This window comes from Cupriavidus sp. 05L310, from assembly GCF_056398185.1.
Map to the genome: position 1 here is coordinate 1 of NZ_JBFTOX010000073.1, position 16,050 is coordinate 16,050.

Consider the following 16,050-nt stretch of genomic DNA (forward strand, 5'->3'; position numbering starts at 1 on the left):
AAGGCCGCACGCTCTACTTCCGCCTGCCCGCGCGTCCGCACACCCTGCAGACCGAATGGGACATCGACAAGCTCGACAAGCTGCCGGAAGTCGCCGTGGTGTACGCCTACGGCAACGTCAACCCGGGCAGCGTGGATGCCGCCGTGAAGAACGGTGCCAAGGCCATCGTCTATGCCGCCACCGGCAACGGCAGCGTGGGCGACTACATGGTCGAGCCGCTCAAGGCGGCACGCGCCAAGGGCGTGCAGATCGTGCGCGCCTCGCGCACCGGCAGCGGCGCCGTGATCCGCAACGCCGAGCAGCCGGACGACAAGTACAACTGGCTGGTGACCGACGACCAACTGCCGCAGAAGGCGCGCATCCTGATGGCGTTGGCGCTGACCAAGACCAACGACACCCAGGAACTGCAGAAGATCCTGTGGAAGTATTGAGTTGAGCGCGGACGGGGCCGGGTACGACGGTGTCGTGCCTGGCCCTTTCCCATCCTGCCCTACAAGCCGCAGTCGCTCGATTCCGCCAGGCGTCCCATCGCTTGCGCGTCCGGTACATGGCTGATAAAGGCCCAAAGTTCATCGACCAGGGGCTTCGGATTGGTCGCCGAACGATACAGCCGGATATCCAGGCTCGTCGACCACGCCCCCGGGCCGGCCAGCACCAGCCGCCCCTCTCTCACCTCGTCGCTGACGCAGCTCTCCGGCAACCAGCCGACGCCATGCCCGGCCACGACCATGGCCTTCAAGGCCTCCGACATGTGCGTCTCGAAGCACCGTTGCAGCCCGTAAGGCTCCGGTGAATTGAGCAGGATCATCTCCACCACATTGCCCAGGAAGGCACCGGATGAATAGGCCATGAACGGCAACGGTCTGGCGCTCGTGCCGGGCAGGCGGAAAATCGGCTGCCCGTCCTTATCCGGCGCCGAGTACGGCTGGATGCGCTCAACGCCCAGCTTCAGGAACGGGAAGCCGTTAGGGTCCAGCAGGATCGGCAACTGCTGATGGTGGTAGCCCAGCAGGATGTCGCAATCGTCGTCGACCAGTTGCTGGACGCCTTCGGGCACATTCACTGCATGCACGCAGGCACTCAGCGCCCCGAAACTGCGGTGCAGGTACTTGAGCCAGGCCGGAAAAAAAGTGAACACCAGCGTGTGCGCCACCGAAAACCGGATGACCTTGTCGCTCTCGGCAAGGGGCTGCCGGCTGCTCAGCAGTGCGCGTGCCGCATAGGCGTCACGCAGCAGGTCGGCCGCCAGGCGGCGGAACAGCCAGCCGGCGGTCGTCAAGGTTGCCGGATGCACGCTGCGATCGACCAGGCTGACACCCAGCCACTCTTCAAGCGCCATGATGCGGCGGCTGAACGCTGACTGGGTGATATGGCGGTCGCCTGCCGCGCGTGAAAAGCTCCGCGTTTCCGCCAAGCACAGGAAGTCTTCAAGCCACTTGGTTTCCATGATGGAATCTACTCGGCATCGGGGTGGAAGGCGAAAGGTCTGAGTCACATCATACGGCAAGGCGATCACGGAATAATTGGTGGAACCCCGATACCGTGATGCAAATTTCGCGGCGCCGTATTCCAAATTTGCAACATCCCTCCACGTGCATCCGGGTTGTCTCGTAGAACCAGCAGGCACCGCTAATGGCGCAGCATCGCCGGCATGCATATCTCAATGCGCGTCATGACAAATTCGCATCAAGGTCGCAACGCGCCGGTGGCTTCCATAAGCTTGCACTCCTCTCATTCATCAAAACCTGCGAGGAGCACACCGATGACGAATGGATCTTTTAGAACCGAACATGACCTGCTGGGCGATCGCGAAGTCCCGGCCGATGTCTATTACGGTGTGCACACGCTGCGTGCAGTGGAAAATTTTCCGATCACGGGCACTCCCATCTCTATCTATCCGGATCTGATCAAGGCCCTGGCTTATATCAAGCAAGCAGCCGCATTGGCAAACCATGAACTCGGCCTGCTCGATGAAACCCGTTGCGATGCCATCGTCAAGGCCTGCGCGGAGTTGCTCGGCGGCAAGTTGCACGACCAATTCGTCGTCGACGTGATCCAGGGCGGTGCCGGCACCTCGACGAACATGAACGCGAACGAGGTGATCGCCAACCGCGCGCTGGAGCTGCTGGGCCACAAAAAAGGCGAATACCAGTACCTGCATCCGAACGAGCAGGTCAATATCGGCCAGAGCACCAACGACGTCTACCCGACGGCCCTCAAGGTCGCAACCTGGTTCGGCATCCTCGGGCTGGTGGACGCCATGTCGGTGTTGCGGCGGGCGTTCGAGCGCAAGGCCGAGGAATTCAAGCATGTGCTGAAGATGGGCCGCACCCAGTTGCAGGATGCCGTGCCGATGACGCTGGGGCAGGAGTTCAGCACCTATGCCGTGATGCTCGGCGAGGACGAGCAGCGGCTGCGCGAAGCGGCGCTGCTGATCTGCGAGATCAATATGGGCGCCACTGCGATCGGCACCGGCATTACCGCGCACCCGGACTATGCACCGCTGATCCTGAAGCGCCTGAAGGAGATCACCGGCATTCCGCTGATGACCGCGCCGAACCTGATCGAGGCCACGCAGGACTGCGGCGCCTTCGTGCAGTTGTCGGGCGTCCTCAAGCGCGTGGCGGTCAAGCTCTCCAAGACCTGCAACGACCTGCGCCTGCTCTCCAGCGGCCCGCGCGCCGGCCTGGGCGAGATCAACCTGCCGCCCATGCAGGCCGGATCGAGCATCATGCCCGGCAAGGTGAATCCCGTGATCCCCGAGGTGGTCAACCAGATCGCATTCGAGGTCATCGGCAACGACATCACCGTCAGCTTCGCCGCCGAAGCCGGGCAACTGCAACTGAATGCCTTCGAGCCGATCATTGCGCACAGCCTGTTCAAGAGCGTCAGCCATCTGCGCAATGGCTGCCTGACACTGGCCGAGCGTTGCGTCAATGGCATCACCGCCAACGAGGAACGCCTGCGCGCCACGGTGGAAAACTCCATCGGCATCGTCACCGCCCTGAACCCGTATATCGGCTACGCCAACGCCACGGCGGTAGCGCAAGAGGCCCACGCCACCGGCGGCAGCGTGTACGAGATCGTGCTGCAAAAGGGGCTGCTGTCCAGGGAGGAACTCGACCAGATCCTGCGGCCGGAAGTGCTGACGCAGCCCACTCCGCTGAGCCTGGCGCCGCGCGCCCGGTGAACTGAGTCACGGCGTCCCCAGCGCCGCAAGAAGCAGCGGGCCCCCGCCCCGCAAATCGACGGCCAGACAACGATCTGCCGCAATCCCCGGAGACACCGCAACATGAAAGCCAACAAGTTAACCACCCAGATCATGGTCGCCATGGTCCTGGGCATCGGGACCGGCTATCTCTGCAACACCCTCGCGCCCAATGCGGGGATGGCGAAAGAGATTGCCGGCTACTTTTCGATCGTCACCGACATCTTCCTGCGCATGATCAAGATGATCATCGCGCCGCTGGTATTCGGCACGCTGGTGGCGGGCATCGCCGGCATGAAGGACGCGAGCGCGGTGGGCCGCATCGGCATCAAGGCTTTGGGCTGGTTCATCACCGCATCGCTGATCTCGCTGCTGCTCGGCATGCTCTTTGTGAACCTGCTGCAGCCCGGCCATGCGCTGAACCTGCCATTGCCGGAGATCGGCACCGCCACCAATCTCAAGACTTCGTCGCTGAACCTGAAGGACTTCATTACGCACGTGTTTCCCAAGAGCGTGTTCGAAGCCATGGCGCAGAACGAGATCCTGCAGATCCTGGTGTTCTCGCTGTTCTTCGGCTTCGCCATTGCATCGTTCAAGGGCAAGGTGGGGCATCACCTGGTCGCGTCGATCGAGGAACTGGTGGCGATCATGCTGCGCGTCACGGACTTCGTGATGCGCTTTGCGCCGCTCGGCGTCTTTGCCGCCGTCGCCGCCGCCATTACCGTACAGGGTATTGGCGTGCTGTTCACCTACGGCAAGTTTATCGGCGGTTTCTACCTGGGACTGGTTGTACTGTGGCTGGTGCTGACGGGCGCGGGCTACCTGTTCCTCGGCGGGCGGGTCTTCACCCTGCTCAAGCTGATCCGCGAGCCGACCATCCTCGCCTTCTCCACCGCCAGCAGCGAGGCCGCCTATCCGAAGACCATGGAGCAGATGGAGAAGTTCGGCGTCCCCGACAAGGTGACCGGCTTCGTGCTGCCGCTGGGCTACTCGTTCAACCTCGATGGCTCGATGATGTACCAGGCCTTCGCCGCGTTGTTCATCGCGCAGGCCTACAACATCGAACTCAGCCTGACGCAGCAGATCACCATGTTGCTGGTCCTGATGGTCACCAGCAAGGGCATCGCCGGCGTGCCCCGCGCCTCCATCGTGGTGGTGGCGGCCACCCTGCCGATGTTCAACCTGCCCGAAGCCGGCCTGCTGCTGATCCTGGGCATCGACCAGTTCCTCGACATGGGCCGGACCGCGACCAACGTCATCGGCAACAGCATCGCCACGGCAGTGGTCGCCAAATGGGAAGGCGAACTGAGCCCGACGCAGTTGCCGGACACCGAAGACACCGAAGACATCGCCGAAGCACCCGCGCGGCAGCCCGGAGCAACTGGCCCCCGCGCAGACTGGGGTAATCCCTGATGCCCTCACATGAAATCTCATAACGATCCAGGCGCCGCAATATGGAATCACAACCGGGCCGCCCGGCCGGCACAAACAGTTTCCCGTTTAATCAACGACTTGCGATCCGTCCGCGGCCATCCCGGCAATGGCACGGCGATTGCTATATCCCTCTGCCGCAGCATCATCTGACGCACCTCAAAACAAAACACGTGGAGACAATATGAGCGCACGAGAAGCGGGCGATCTCGATCCTGTCGAGACCGCCGAATGGCTGGAGTCCCTGCAGGCGGTCACGCAGCATCGCGGCACCGAGCGGGCCAACCAACTGGTCAATGCGCTGGTCGATGAAGCGCGGCGCGACGGCCTCTATGTGCCGCGCTCGCTGACCACGGGCTACCGGAACACCATCGCCCCCAAGGACGAAGCGCAATCGACCGGCGACCGCGCCATCGAGCATCGCCTGCGCTCGATCATCCGCTGGAACGCGATGGCCATCATCCTGCGCGCCAACAAGGAGTCGTCGGAACTCGGTGGCCACATCGCGAGCTTCCAGTCGGCGGCGACGCTCTACGACATCGGTTTCGGCCACTTCTGGCACGCGCCCACCGACCAGCACGGCGGTGACCTGCTGTACATCCAGGGCCACAGCGCACCGGGCATCTACGCGCGCGCCTTTGTCGAAGGCCGGCTCACGGAGCAGCAGTTGCTCGGGTACCGGCAGGAAACCGGCGGCACCGGGCTTTCCTCCTACCCCCACCCCTGGCTGATGCCGGACTTCTGGCAGTTCCCCACCGTGTCGATGGGGCTGGGCCCACTGATGTCGATCTACCAGGCGCGTTTCCTCAAGTACCTGCAAGGCCGAGGGCTGGCGGACACCTCGGCGCGCAAGGTCTGGGCCTTCATGGGCGACGGCGAGATGGACGAGCCCGAATCCCTGGGCGCAATCTCGCTGGCCGGCCGCGAGCGGCTCGACAATCTGATCTTCGTCATCAACTGCAACCTGCAGCGGCTGGACGGCCCGGTGCGCGGCAACGGCAAGATCATCCAGGAACTGGAATCCGTCTTCCGCGGCGCCGGCTGGAACGTGATCAAGGTGGTCTGGGGCGGCGGCTGGGACAAGCTGCTTGCCAGGGACAAGAGCGGCCTGCTGCTAAAGCGCATGGAGGAATGCGTCGACGGCGAATACCAGGATTTCAAGAGCAAGAGCGGCGCTTATGTACGCGAGCACTTCTTCGGCAAGTACGAAGAACTCAAGGCGCTGGTCGCCGACATGAGCGACGACGAGATCTGGGGCCTGACGCGCGGCGGCCATGATCCCGAGAAGGTGTTCGCGGCTTACGCTGCCGCCGTGAAGCACACCGGGGAGCCCACGCTGATCCTGGCCAAGACGGTCAAGGGCTATGGCATGGGCGAATCCGGCGAAGGCCAGATGATCGCCCACCAGGCCAAGAAGATGACCCAGGACGCGTTGCGCGGTTTCCGCGACCGCTTCCAGATTCCGGTCAGCGACGCGCAACTGGCCGACATCCCCTTTATCAAGCCGCCCGAGGACAGCCCCGAGATGCAGTACCTGCGCGCGCGGCGCGCGGCGCTGGGCGGCTACCTGCCGGCCCGCCGCAGCAAGTCGCATGCGCTGGAAATTCCGCCGCTGTCCACGTTCCAGCGCCTGCTCGACAGCACCGGCGAGCGCGAGATCTCCACCACCATGGCCTTCGTGCAGATGCTGGGGACCCTGGTGCGCGACAAGGCCATCGGCAAGCATGTGGTGCCCATCGTGCCCGACGAATCGCGCACCTTCGGCATGGAGGGCATGTTCCGCCAGCTAGGCATCTACTCATCGGTCGGGCAGCTCTACAAGCCGCAGGACGCCGATCAGCTCATGTACTACCGGGAGTCCAAGGACGGCCAGGTGCTGCAGGAGGGGATCAACGAGGGCGGCGCGATGTCGAGCTGGATTGTTGCTGCGACTTCGTACAGCACGAGCAACGTGCCGATGATCCCGTTCTACATCTACTACTCGATGTTCGGGCTCCAGCGGGTCGGCGACCTGGCCTGGCTGGCGGGCGACATCCGAGCACGCGGCTTCCTGCTCGGCGGCACCGCCGGGCGCACCACGCTCAACGGGGAAGGCCTGCAGCACGAGGACGGCCACAGCCACATCATCGCCGGCACCATCCCAAACTGCGTTTCCTACGATCCCACCTTCGCCTACGAGGTGGTGACCATCGTGCGCGACGGCATGCGCCGGATGTACCAGGACCAGGAGGATGTGTACTACTACATCACCCTGATGAACGAGAACTACCCGCACCCCGGCCTCGCGGACGCGGGCGAAGGCGCGGAGGCCGGCATCCTCAAGGGCCTCTACAAGCTCAAGGACGGCGGCAAGGCCGGCAAGGGCGGGCTGCGCGTGCAGCTCATGGGCTGCGGCACCATCCTGCGCGAGGTCATCGCCGCCGCCGAGCTGCTGAAGGCGGACTTCAACGTCACCGCCGACATCTGGAGCGCCACCAGCTACAACGAGCTGCGCCGCGACGGCATGGCCGCCGAGCGCTGGAACCTGCTGCACCCCACCGAGCCCCGGCGCAAGAGCTGGGTCGAGTCCAGCCTGGAAGGCCATGAAGGCCCGGTGATCGCCTCCACCGACTACATGCGCAACTACGCCGACCAGGTACGCGAATACGTGCAGGCCGCGGGACGGCGCTACGTCGTGCTGGGTACCGACGGCTTTGGCCGCAGCGACTACCGCGCCAGGCTGCGCAGCTTCTTCGAGGTCGACCGCTACCACGTTGCCATCGCCGCGCTCAAGGCGCTGAGCGATGACGGCGCGATCAAGCCGGCGGTGGTGGCCGAGGCCATTGCCAAGTATGCGGTGGACACCGAGCGCGCAGCGCCGTGGACGGTCTGACACGCCAAGGATTGAAGACTATGAACCAAGCCATTGATATCAAGGTGCCCGACATCGGCGATTTCAAGGACGTGCCGGTGATCGAGTTGTTCGTCAAGGTGGGCGACCTGGTCAAGCCCGAGGACCCGCTCGTTTCGCTGGAATCCGACAAGGCCACCATGGACGTGCCGGCCCCGCAAGGCGGCGTGGTCAGGCAGATCCACGTCAAGCTGGGCGATGCCGTCAGCGAGGGCAGCCTGCTGATGCAGTTCGAGGGCATGGGCTTGGCGGTGCCGGCCGGCACCGCCAAGCCCAGCGTAAGCGCGCCGCCCTCGCCGCTCAGCGCGCCTGCGGGGCTGGCCGAAGTGCGCATCCCCGACATCGGCGACTACAAGGATGTGCCGGTGATCGAAGTCTTCGTCAAGGTCGGCGACACGGTGAAGGCGGAGGATCCGCTGGTGTCGCTGGAGTCCGACAAGGCCACCATGGACGTGCCGGCTCCGCTGGGCGGCGTGGTCAGGGAGATCCACGTCAAGGTGGGCGACACCGTCAGCGAAGGCAGCATCATCATGGCACTGGCTACCGGCGACGCACCGGCGGTGGCATCCGCGGCGCCGGCTCCGGTCCTCGCGGCGACGCCTGCGCCCATTACGCCAGCTTCGAGTGGCGTGGACGAACCCGCTTTCGCGCTCGCCTACGCCGGACCGGCGGTGCGCAAGCTCGCCCGGGAGACCGGCGTGGGCCTGGGCAAGGTGCGCGGCAGTGGCGAGCATGGCCGCATCCTGCGAGCCGATGTCGAGGCGTTCGCCCGCTCGGGAGGCGCCATAACGCCCGCCGCCAGGCCTGCCGCCGCGCCCGCTGGTGGCGGCGCGGGCCTGGACCTGCTGCCGTGGCCCAAGGTGGACTTTGCCAGGTTCGGCCCGGTCGAGCGGAGGGAACTTAGCCGCATCAAGAAGATTTCCGGCGCCAACCTGCACCGCAACTGGGTCGTGATCCCGCACGTCACCACGCATGACGAGGCGGATATCACCGATCTCGAGCAGTTCCGCGTGCAGATGAACAAGGAGCTGGAAAAGAGCGGCATCAAGATCAGCATGCTGCCTTTCATGATGAAGGCAGCGGTGGCCACGCTCAGGAAATTCCCGGAATTCAACGCGAGTCTGGACGGCGACACCCTGGTGCTCAAGCAGTACTACCACATCGGCTTTGCCGCCGACACGCCCAACGGCCTGATGGTGCCGGTGATCCGCGACGTCGACAAGAAGTCCATCCCCGACATCGCGCGGGAGATGGGCGAACTGGCCAAGCTGGCGCGGGAAGGCAAGCTCAAGCCCGACCAGATGTCGGGCGGCACCTTCACGATCAGCTCGCTCGGCGGCATCGGCGGGATCAACTTCACGCCCATCATCAACGCACCCGAGGTTGCCATCATGGGTGTCTGCAAGAGCTTCTGGAAGCAGCACTCCGGCGATGGCAAGAACTGGGCCTCGCGCCTGACCCTGCCGCTGTCGTTGTCATGGGACCACCGCGTCATCGACGGGGCCGCGGCTGCCCGCTTCAACGTCTATTTTGCCAACCTGCTCGCCGATCTGCGGCGTGTGCTGTTCTGAGGGGCGCGCTGCAATGACCCAACGTGTCGAAGTCAAGGTGCCGGATATCGGCGAGTTCAAGGACGTCACGGTGATCGAGGTCATGGTCCGGCCCGGCGAGACCATCGCCGTGGACACCAGCCTGATTGCCGTCGAATCCGACAAGGCATCGATGGAGATCCCCTCCTCGCATGCCGGCGTGGTGAAAGAGATCCTGGTCAAGGTCAACGACAAGGTCAGCGAAGGCTCGGTGATCCTGATAGTAGAGGCCACGGGTGTGGCGGCCGGCGCGGCGCCGACTGCCGCACCGCCGAAGGCTGCGCCCTCCGTGCCGGTGCCTAACGCCGCGAGCTATAGCGGCACGGCAGACCTGGAATGCGAGATGCTGGTGCTAGGCGCCGGCCCCGGTGGCTACTCGGCCGCGTTTCGCAGCGCCGACCTGGGCTTGAAAACGGTGCTGGTCGAGCGCTACGAGACGCTCGGTGGCGTCTGTCTCAACGTCGGCTGTATTCCCTCCAAGGCGCTGCTGCACACAGCCTCGGTGATGGATGAGGTTGCGCATCTGCCCGACCACGGCATCAAGTACGGTGCGCCCGAGGTCGACCTGGACAAGTTGCGCGCGTTCAAGGACAGCGTTATCAAGAAGCTCACGGGCGGCCTGGCCGGCATGGCCAAGGCACGCAAGGTCGAGGTGGTCACCGGCGTGGGCAGCTTCCTCGACCCACATCACCTCGAAGTCGTGGCAGCCGATGGCGCAAAGCGCGTCGTCAAGTTTGCAAAGGCCATCATCGCTGCGGGCAGCCAGGCGGTGAAGCTGCCGTTCATGCCCGACGACGAACGCGTCGTCGACTCCACCGGGGCGCTGCAGCTGAAGTCGATCCCGAAGCGCATGCTGGTGGTGGGCGGCGGCATCATCGGCCTGGAAATGGCTACGGTGTATTCCACGCTGGGCACCCGCATCGATGTCGTGGAAATGCTCGATGGCCTGATGCAGGGTGCCGACCGCGACCTGGTCAAGGTCTGGGAGAAGAAAAACGCTCACCGCTTCGACCACGTCATGCTGAAGACCAAGACGGTTGGCGCCAAGGCCACGCCGGCAGGCATCGAAGTCAGCTTCGAGGGTAAGGAGGCGCCCGCGCCGCAGGTATACGACGTGGTGCTGGTCGCCGTGGGCCGCAGCCCCAACGGCAAGTCCATTGCCGCGGAGAAGGCCGGGGTGGCCGTCACCGAGCGTGGCTACATCGAAGTCGACAAGCAGATGCGGACCAACGTCTCGCACATTCACGCCATCGGCGACATCGTCGGCCAGCCGATGCTGGCGCACAAAGCCGTACACGAAGCGCACGTGGCGGCGGAGGCGGCGCACGGCGAGCCCGCCTTCTTTGACGCGCGCCAGATCCCGTCGGTTGCCTACACCGACCCCGAAGTGGCCTGGGCCGGCAAGACCGAAGAGCAATGCAAGGCCGAAGGGATCCAGTTCGGCAAGGCGGTGTTCCCGTGGGCCGCCTCCGGGCGCGCCATTGCCAACGGACGCGACGAGGGCTTCACCAAGCTGCTCGTCGACAGCACCACGAATCGCGTGATCGGCGGTGGCATCGTCGGCACCCATGCGGGCGACCTGATCAGCGAGATCTGCCTGGCCGTGGAGATGGGCTGCGAGCCCGCCGATATCGGCAAGACGATCCACCCGCACCCGACGCTGGGTGAATCGATCGGGATGGCCGCCGAGGTGTTTGAGGGCCATTGCACCGACCTGCCGCCGGTGAAGAAGAAATAAAAGGAAATTGACACGGGCACACGACGCAGCGCTTTGCGTCGTGCCGCCACACACAAGAGATTGCACGAACGTCTGCCGCCGTTCCGGCGCCCCGACCGAGCCACAGAGACAACCATGACCGACAACCTTCGCGAAGCCGCACTCGACTACCACCGCTATCCCACGCCCGGCAAGATCTCCGTGACGCCCACCAAGGCGATGGCCACACAGCGCGATCTCGCTCTGGCCTACTCGCCCGGCGTCGCCGACGCCTGCATGGAGATCGTGCGCGATCCGGCCGAGGCGATGAACCTCACGTCGCGCGCCAACCTCGTCGCGGTGATTACCAACGGCACCGCGGTGCTGGGTCTGGGCAACATCGGCCCGCTGGCCGGCAAGCCGGTGATGGAGGGCAAAGGTTGCCTGTTCAAGAAGTTCGCGGGCATCGATGTCTTCGACATCGAGCTGGCGGAAGACGACCCCGATGCGCTGATCGAAACCATCGCCCGCATGGAGCCGACCTTCGGCGGCATCAACCTCGAGGACATCAAGGCGCCCGAGTGCTTCTATATCGAGAAGAAGCTGAGAGAGCGCATGAAGATCCCGGTCTTCCATGACGATCAGCACGGTACCGCCATCGTGGCCGCCGCCGCCATCCTCAACGCGCTGAAGCATGTCGGCAAGGATATCAGCGAGGTCAAGCTGGTAGCGTCGGGCGCAGGCGCGGCCGCCCTCGCCTGCCTGGACCTGATCGTGAGCCTGGGCCTGCCCATGGGCAATGTGTTCGTCTCCGACAGCAACGGCGTGGTCTATCTCGGCCGCAAGGAGCAGATGGACCCGAACAAGGCGCGTTATGCGCAGGACACTTCCGCGCGCACGCTGGCCGACATCATCGGCGGCGCGGACATCTTTCTCGGCCTGTCGGCCGGTGGCGTGCTCAAGCCAGAGATGGTCAAGACCATGGCGCGCGACCCGATCATCCTGGCCATGGCCAACCCGACGCCAGAGATCGCGCCGGAGGATGCGCTGGCCGTGCGCCCCGATGCCATCCTTGGCACCGGGCGCTCGGATTATCCGAACCAGGTCAACAATGTCCTCTGTTTCCCGTTCATCTTCCGCGGGGCACTGGACGTCGGGGCCACCACCATCAATGAAGAGATGAAGCTGGCCGCCGTGCGCGCCATTGCCGAACTCGCCCATGCGGAGATTCCGGAGGTGGTGGCCCAGGCGTACGGCGCGGTCGGCCTGCGCTTCGGTGCCGAATACCTGATTCCCAAGCCGTTCGACCCTCGCCTGATCGAAGCCGTCGCGCCCGCCGTCGCCCAGGCGGCAATGGACAGCGGCGTGGCCACGCGCCCGATCGCGGACATGGAGGCGTATCGCCAGCGGCTCGGCCAGTTCGTCTACCAGTCGCGCAGCGCCATGCAGCCGGTATTCGCCGCCGCCAAGCGCGCGCCGAAGCGGGTGATTTACGCGGAAGGCGAGGACGAGCGCGTGCTGCGCGCCGCGCAGGTGGTCATCGACGAGGGCATCGCGCGCCCGATGCTGGTGGGCCGTCCCGACGTGATTGTCCAGCTCATCGCGCAATTCGGCCTGCGCTTGCAACCGGGCGAGGATTGCGAATGCATCGATCCGCTCGATCCTGCCGTCTACCGCGACGCTGCCGAGGCGTACTATCAGATTAGCCGCCGCGACGGCGTCTCGCGCGCGCTGGCACAGGCGGAGGTGCGCAGCCGCGGTACGCTGCTGGGCGCCATGCTGGTTCGGCAAGGCCAGGCCGACGCGATGCTGTGCGGCACCGTGGGCCGTTTCCAGGACCACCTGGCTTATGTGCGGGACACGATCGGGCTGAAGCCCGGCAGCGAGACGCTTGCCGCCATGCAGATGTTGATGCTGCCCGGCCGCCAGCTGTTCATTTGCGACACGCACGTGAACCTCGACCCGACGGCGCAACAGATCGCCGACATCGCGCTGCTGGCCGCCGAAGCCGTCCGCCGCTTCGGCATCACGCCGAGCGTGGCCTTGCTCTCGCACTCCAACTTCGGCGGCTCCACCGCCCCGGCCGCGGTGAAGATGCGCGAGGCGCTGGCGCTGGCGAAATCGCGCGCCCCGTCGCTGGCCATGGAAGGCGAGATGCGCGGCGATGCGGCGCTGTCCAAGCCCATCCTGGACCAAGAGTTCCCCGACTCCGGCCTGGTCACGGAAGCCAACGTGCTGGTGATGCCCAACGTCGACGCCGCCAATATCTCCTACAACCTGATGCGCATCGCGGCGGGCGGCGGCATCACGGTTGGCGGCATTCTGCTTGGCGCCGCGCGCCCCGTGCACATCCTGACCTCATCCTCGACCGTTCGCCGCATCGTCAACATGACGGCGGTGGCGACGGTCGATGCCGGCTCCCAGCGCGCCACGGCGCAGGCGGCAGGGATCTAGCATCTGAACGCCGACAGCGATCGCGAACCAAAAACAGGAGACCACCATGGACAAAGACAATCATCCGAAGCCGTTCTACAGATCCCTCTATTTCCAGGTCATCACCGCGATCGTCATCGGCGTCATCCTGGGCCACTTCTACCCGCAGACCGGCGAGGCGATGAAGCCGCTGGGCGATGGTTTTATCAAGCTGATCAAGATGATCATCGCACCGATCATCTTCTGCACGGTCGTGGTGGGTATCGCCGGGATGGAGGACATGAAGAAGGTCGGCAAGACCGGCGGGCTGGCGCTGCTGTACTTCGAGATCGTCAGCGGCGTCGCGCTGGTGGTGGGCCTGGTGATCATCAACATCGTCAAGCCGGGCGCCGGCATGAACGTGGACGTCAGCACCCTCGACACCAAGAGCATCGCCGCCTATACCGAGCCCGGCAAGATGCAGGGCACGGTGGACTTCCTGCTGCACGTGATCCCGAACACCGTGGTGGACGCCTTCGCCAAGGGTGAGATTCTCCAGGTGCTGCTGTTCGCGGTGATGTTCGGTTTCGCCCTGCATAAGTTCGGCGGGCGCGGCACGCTGGTGTTCGACTTCATCGAGAAGTTCTCGCACGTGCTGTTCACCATCGTCGGATACATCATGAAGGTCGCGCCCATCGGGGCGTTCGGTGCCATGGCCTTCACCATCGGCAAGTATGGCGTGGGTTCGCTGCTGCAACTGGGCCAGTTGATGGCGACGTTCTATGCGACCTGCCTGTTCTTCATCTTTATCGTGCTTGGCGGGATCGCACGAGCCCACGGCTTCTCGATCTGGAAATTCATCAGGTACATCAAGGAAGAACTGCTGATCGTGCTGGGCACGTCTTCGTCGGAATCGGTGCTGCCGCGCATGATGGCCAAGCTCGAGAACCTGGGTGCCCGCAAGTCTGTCGTCGGGCTGGTGATCCCGACCGGCTACTCCTTCAACCTGGATGGCACCTCCATCTACCTGACCATGGCGGCGGTGTTCATCGCCCAGGCAACCAACACCGACATGAGCCTGACGCAGCAACTCACGCTGCTGGCGGTGCTGCTGCTCACGTCCAAGGGCGCTGCCGGCGTCACCGGCAGCGGCTTCATCGTGCTGGCGGCCACGCTGTCGGCGGTCGGGCATGTCCCGGTAGCAGGCCTTGCCCTGATCCTCGGCATCGACCGCTTCATGTCGGAGGCGCGCGCCCTGACCAACCTGATCGGCAACGGCGTGGCCACGGTGGTGGTGGCTAAATGGACCGGCGACCTAGATGTCGAACGGATGCATCGCACGCTGGACAACGAGTCGGACAGCGAGGCCGACGACCCCGAGGTGGTGCTCGACCAGGCCGCGACGCACATGCCGGTTGCCAGTACCACATTGAACCGGTGAACGGCGGACCGTGATGACATCAGCCCCCAACCATCGGAGCCCGTCCACGGCGTGGCCCCATCGCATCGTCATCGTCGGCGGCGGCGCGGGCGGACTTGAACTGGCCACGCGGCTGGGCGACACGCTCGGCCGGCGCGGACACGCCGAAGTCACCCTGATCGAGAAGACCCGCACCCATGTGTGGAAGCCCAAGCTGCACGAGATCGCCGCCGGCAGCATGGACATGAGTGCCCACGAGGTGGGCTACCTGGCGCAATCGCATTGGCATCACTTCCGCTACCGCGTCGGGGAAATGGTGGGCCTGGACCGGGAACGCCGCGAGGTGCTCGTGGCGCCCTACGTCGACCATGAAGGACACCAGATCACACCGCAACGCACCTTTGGCTACGACACCCTGGTCATCTCCGTCGGCAGCCAAAGCAATGACTTCGGCACGCCCGGCGTCTATGAGCACGCCATGCGGCTGGAATGTCCCGCCGACGCGCTGCGCTTTCACTCGCGCATGGTCAATGCCTGCATCCGCGCGCACGCGCAGGCCACGCCCCTGCTGGCCCAGCAACTCCACGTCGCCATCATCGGCGCCGGCGCGACGGGGGTAGAACTGGCGGCGGAACTGCACCGCACCACGCGCGAGGTTGTGGCCTTCGGCCTGGACCGCGTCGATGCGGACAAGGACATCCGGGTCACCCTGATCGAGGCCGCGCCCCGCGTGCTGCCGGCCTTGCCCCCGCGCTTGTCGAGCGCCACGGAAGCCCTGCTGCGCAAGCTCGGCGTGGAGGTGCTGACCGGCGCCAAGGTCGCCGAGGTGCTGTCCTATGGCGTACTGCTCGGCGATGGCCAGCGCCTCGCGGCGGAACTGGTCGTGTGGGCGGCGGGCGTGAAAGCGCCTGATTTCCTCAGGGATATCGCGGGCCTGGAGACCAATCGCGTCAACCAGTTGATGGTCCGGCCGACGCTGCAGACCAGCCGCGACGACAACATCTTCGCCATCGGGGATTGCGCTGCCTGCGCCTGGCCCGAGGCCAATCAAGGCAAGGGGGGCTTCGTGCCGCCGCGCGCGCAAGCCGCGCACCAGCAGGCTTCGCACATGGTCAAGCAGATCCGCCGCCGCATGGCCGGCAAGCCGCTGACGGACTACCGCTACCGCGACTTCGGTTCCCTGGTATCCCTGGGCGGGTTCAGCACGGTGGGCAGCATGATGGGGGGGCCCATCGGCGGCAGCATGATGGTCGAGGGCCGCTTCGCCAGGCTGATGTACCTGTCGCTCTACAAGATGCACGAGCTGGCACTGCATGGGTTCGCCAAGGTCGCGCTCGACACGCTGGCCCGCTCGATCGTCCGGCGCACGGAACCCCATGTGAAGCTGCACTGAGTTCCATTCCA

The 16,050-nt window shown here is 64.9% G+C and carries 10 protein-coding genes; 9 read left to right on the forward strand and 1 reads right to left on the reverse strand.

Translation table 11 applies throughout. The features are described from left to right. Positions 1-431 (forward strand): L-asparaginase family protein (locus AC1DS6_RS36750; RefSeq protein WP_477104345.1); only part of this gene is annotated, 431 nt, incomplete at its 5' end. Positions 432-490: 59 nt separating this feature from the next. Here AC1DS6_RS36750 and AC1DS6_RS36755 read toward each other — a convergent pair. Continuing rightward, positions 491-1,447: a LysR substrate-binding domain-containing protein gene (locus AC1DS6_RS36755; RefSeq protein WP_441633492.1), complete on the reverse strand. Its 957-nt coding sequence runs from the start codon at positions 1,445-1,447 to the stop codon at positions 491-493. A gap of 315 nt (positions 1,448-1,762) precedes the next feature. Between AC1DS6_RS36755 and aspA the strand changes: the two genes are divergently transcribed. From aspA to AC1DS6_RS36795, 8 genes are all read left to right on the forward strand, one after another. Continuing rightward, on the forward strand, positions 1,763-3,190 hold the full coding sequence (gene aspA / locus AC1DS6_RS36760) for an aspartate ammonia-lyase (protein WP_441633447.1): 1,428 nt from the start codon (positions 1,763-1,765) through the stop codon (positions 3,188-3,190). Between the two features lie 102 nt (positions 3,191-3,292). Then, entirely contained in the window at positions 3,293-4,621 is a 1,329-nt protein-coding gene (locus AC1DS6_RS36765) for a dicarboxylate/amino acid:cation symporter (RefSeq protein WP_441633449.1), read from the forward strand. Positions 4,622-4,823: 202 nt separating this feature from the next. Further along, entirely contained in the window at positions 4,824-7,511 is a 2,688-nt protein-coding gene (aceE, locus tag AC1DS6_RS36770) for a pyruvate dehydrogenase (acetyl-transferring), homodimeric type (RefSeq protein ID WP_441633451.1), read from the forward strand. A 20-nt stretch (positions 7,512-7,531) separates the two neighbouring features. Continuing rightward, on the forward strand, positions 7,532-9,100 hold the full coding sequence (locus tag AC1DS6_RS36775; RefSeq protein WP_441633453.1) for a dihydrolipoyllysine-residue acetyltransferase: 1,569 nt from the start codon (positions 7,532-7,534) through the stop codon (positions 9,098-9,100). Between the two features lie 13 nt (positions 9,101-9,113). Continuing rightward, positions 9,114-10,856, forward strand: a complete 1,743-nt coding sequence (gene lpdA, locus AC1DS6_RS36780; protein WP_441633455.1) for a dihydrolipoyl dehydrogenase — start codon at positions 9,114-9,116, stop codon at positions 10,854-10,856. 114 nt (positions 10,857-10,970) lie between these two features. Continuing rightward, entirely contained in the window at positions 10,971-13,268 is a 2,298-nt protein-coding gene (locus AC1DS6_RS36785; RefSeq protein ID WP_441633457.1) for an NADP-dependent malic enzyme, read from the forward strand. A gap of 46 nt (positions 13,269-13,314) precedes the next feature. Next, on the forward strand, positions 13,315-14,667 hold the full coding sequence (locus AC1DS6_RS36790; RefSeq protein ID WP_441633459.1) for a dicarboxylate/amino acid:cation symporter: 1,353 nt from the start codon (positions 13,315-13,317) through the stop codon (positions 14,665-14,667). Between the two features lie 13 nt (positions 14,668-14,680). Continuing rightward, positions 14,681-16,039: an NAD(P)/FAD-dependent oxidoreductase gene (locus AC1DS6_RS36795; RefSeq protein WP_477104346.1), complete on the forward strand. Its 1,359-nt coding sequence runs from the start codon at positions 14,681-14,683 to the stop codon at positions 16,037-16,039. The last annotated feature ends 11 nt before the right edge of the window (positions 16,040-16,050 follow it).

Bases quoted from the DNA above. Each gene is read 5' to 3' on its own strand.
- AC1DS6_RS36755 (WP_441633492.1), bottom strand. From the start codon at position 1,447: ATGGAAACCAAGTGGCTTGAAGACTTCCTGTGCTTGGCGGAAACGCGG.
- aspA (WP_441633447.1), top strand. From the start codon at position 1,763: ATGACGAATGGATCTTTTAGAACCGAACATGACCTGCTGGGCGATCGC.
- AC1DS6_RS36765 (WP_441633449.1), top strand. From the start codon at position 3,293: ATGAAAGCCAACAAGTTAACCACCCAGATCATGGTCGCCATGGTCCTG.
- aceE (WP_441633451.1), top strand. From the start codon at position 4,824: ATGAGCGCACGAGAAGCGGGCGATCTCGATCCTGTCGAGACCGCCGAA.
- AC1DS6_RS36775 (WP_441633453.1), top strand. From the start codon at position 7,532: ATGAACCAAGCCATTGATATCAAGGTGCCCGACATCGGCGATTTCAAG.
- lpdA (WP_441633455.1), top strand. From the start codon at position 9,114: ATGACCCAACGTGTCGAAGTCAAGGTGCCGGATATCGGCGAGTTCAAG.
- AC1DS6_RS36785 (WP_441633457.1), top strand. From the start codon at position 10,971: ATGACCGACAACCTTCGCGAAGCCGCACTCGACTACCACCGCTATCCC.
- AC1DS6_RS36790 (WP_441633459.1), top strand. From the start codon at position 13,315: ATGGACAAAGACAATCATCCGAAGCCGTTCTACAGATCCCTCTATTTC.
- AC1DS6_RS36795 (WP_477104346.1), top strand. From the start codon at position 14,681: ATGACATCAGCCCCCAACCATCGGAGCCCGTCCACGGCGTGGCCCCAT.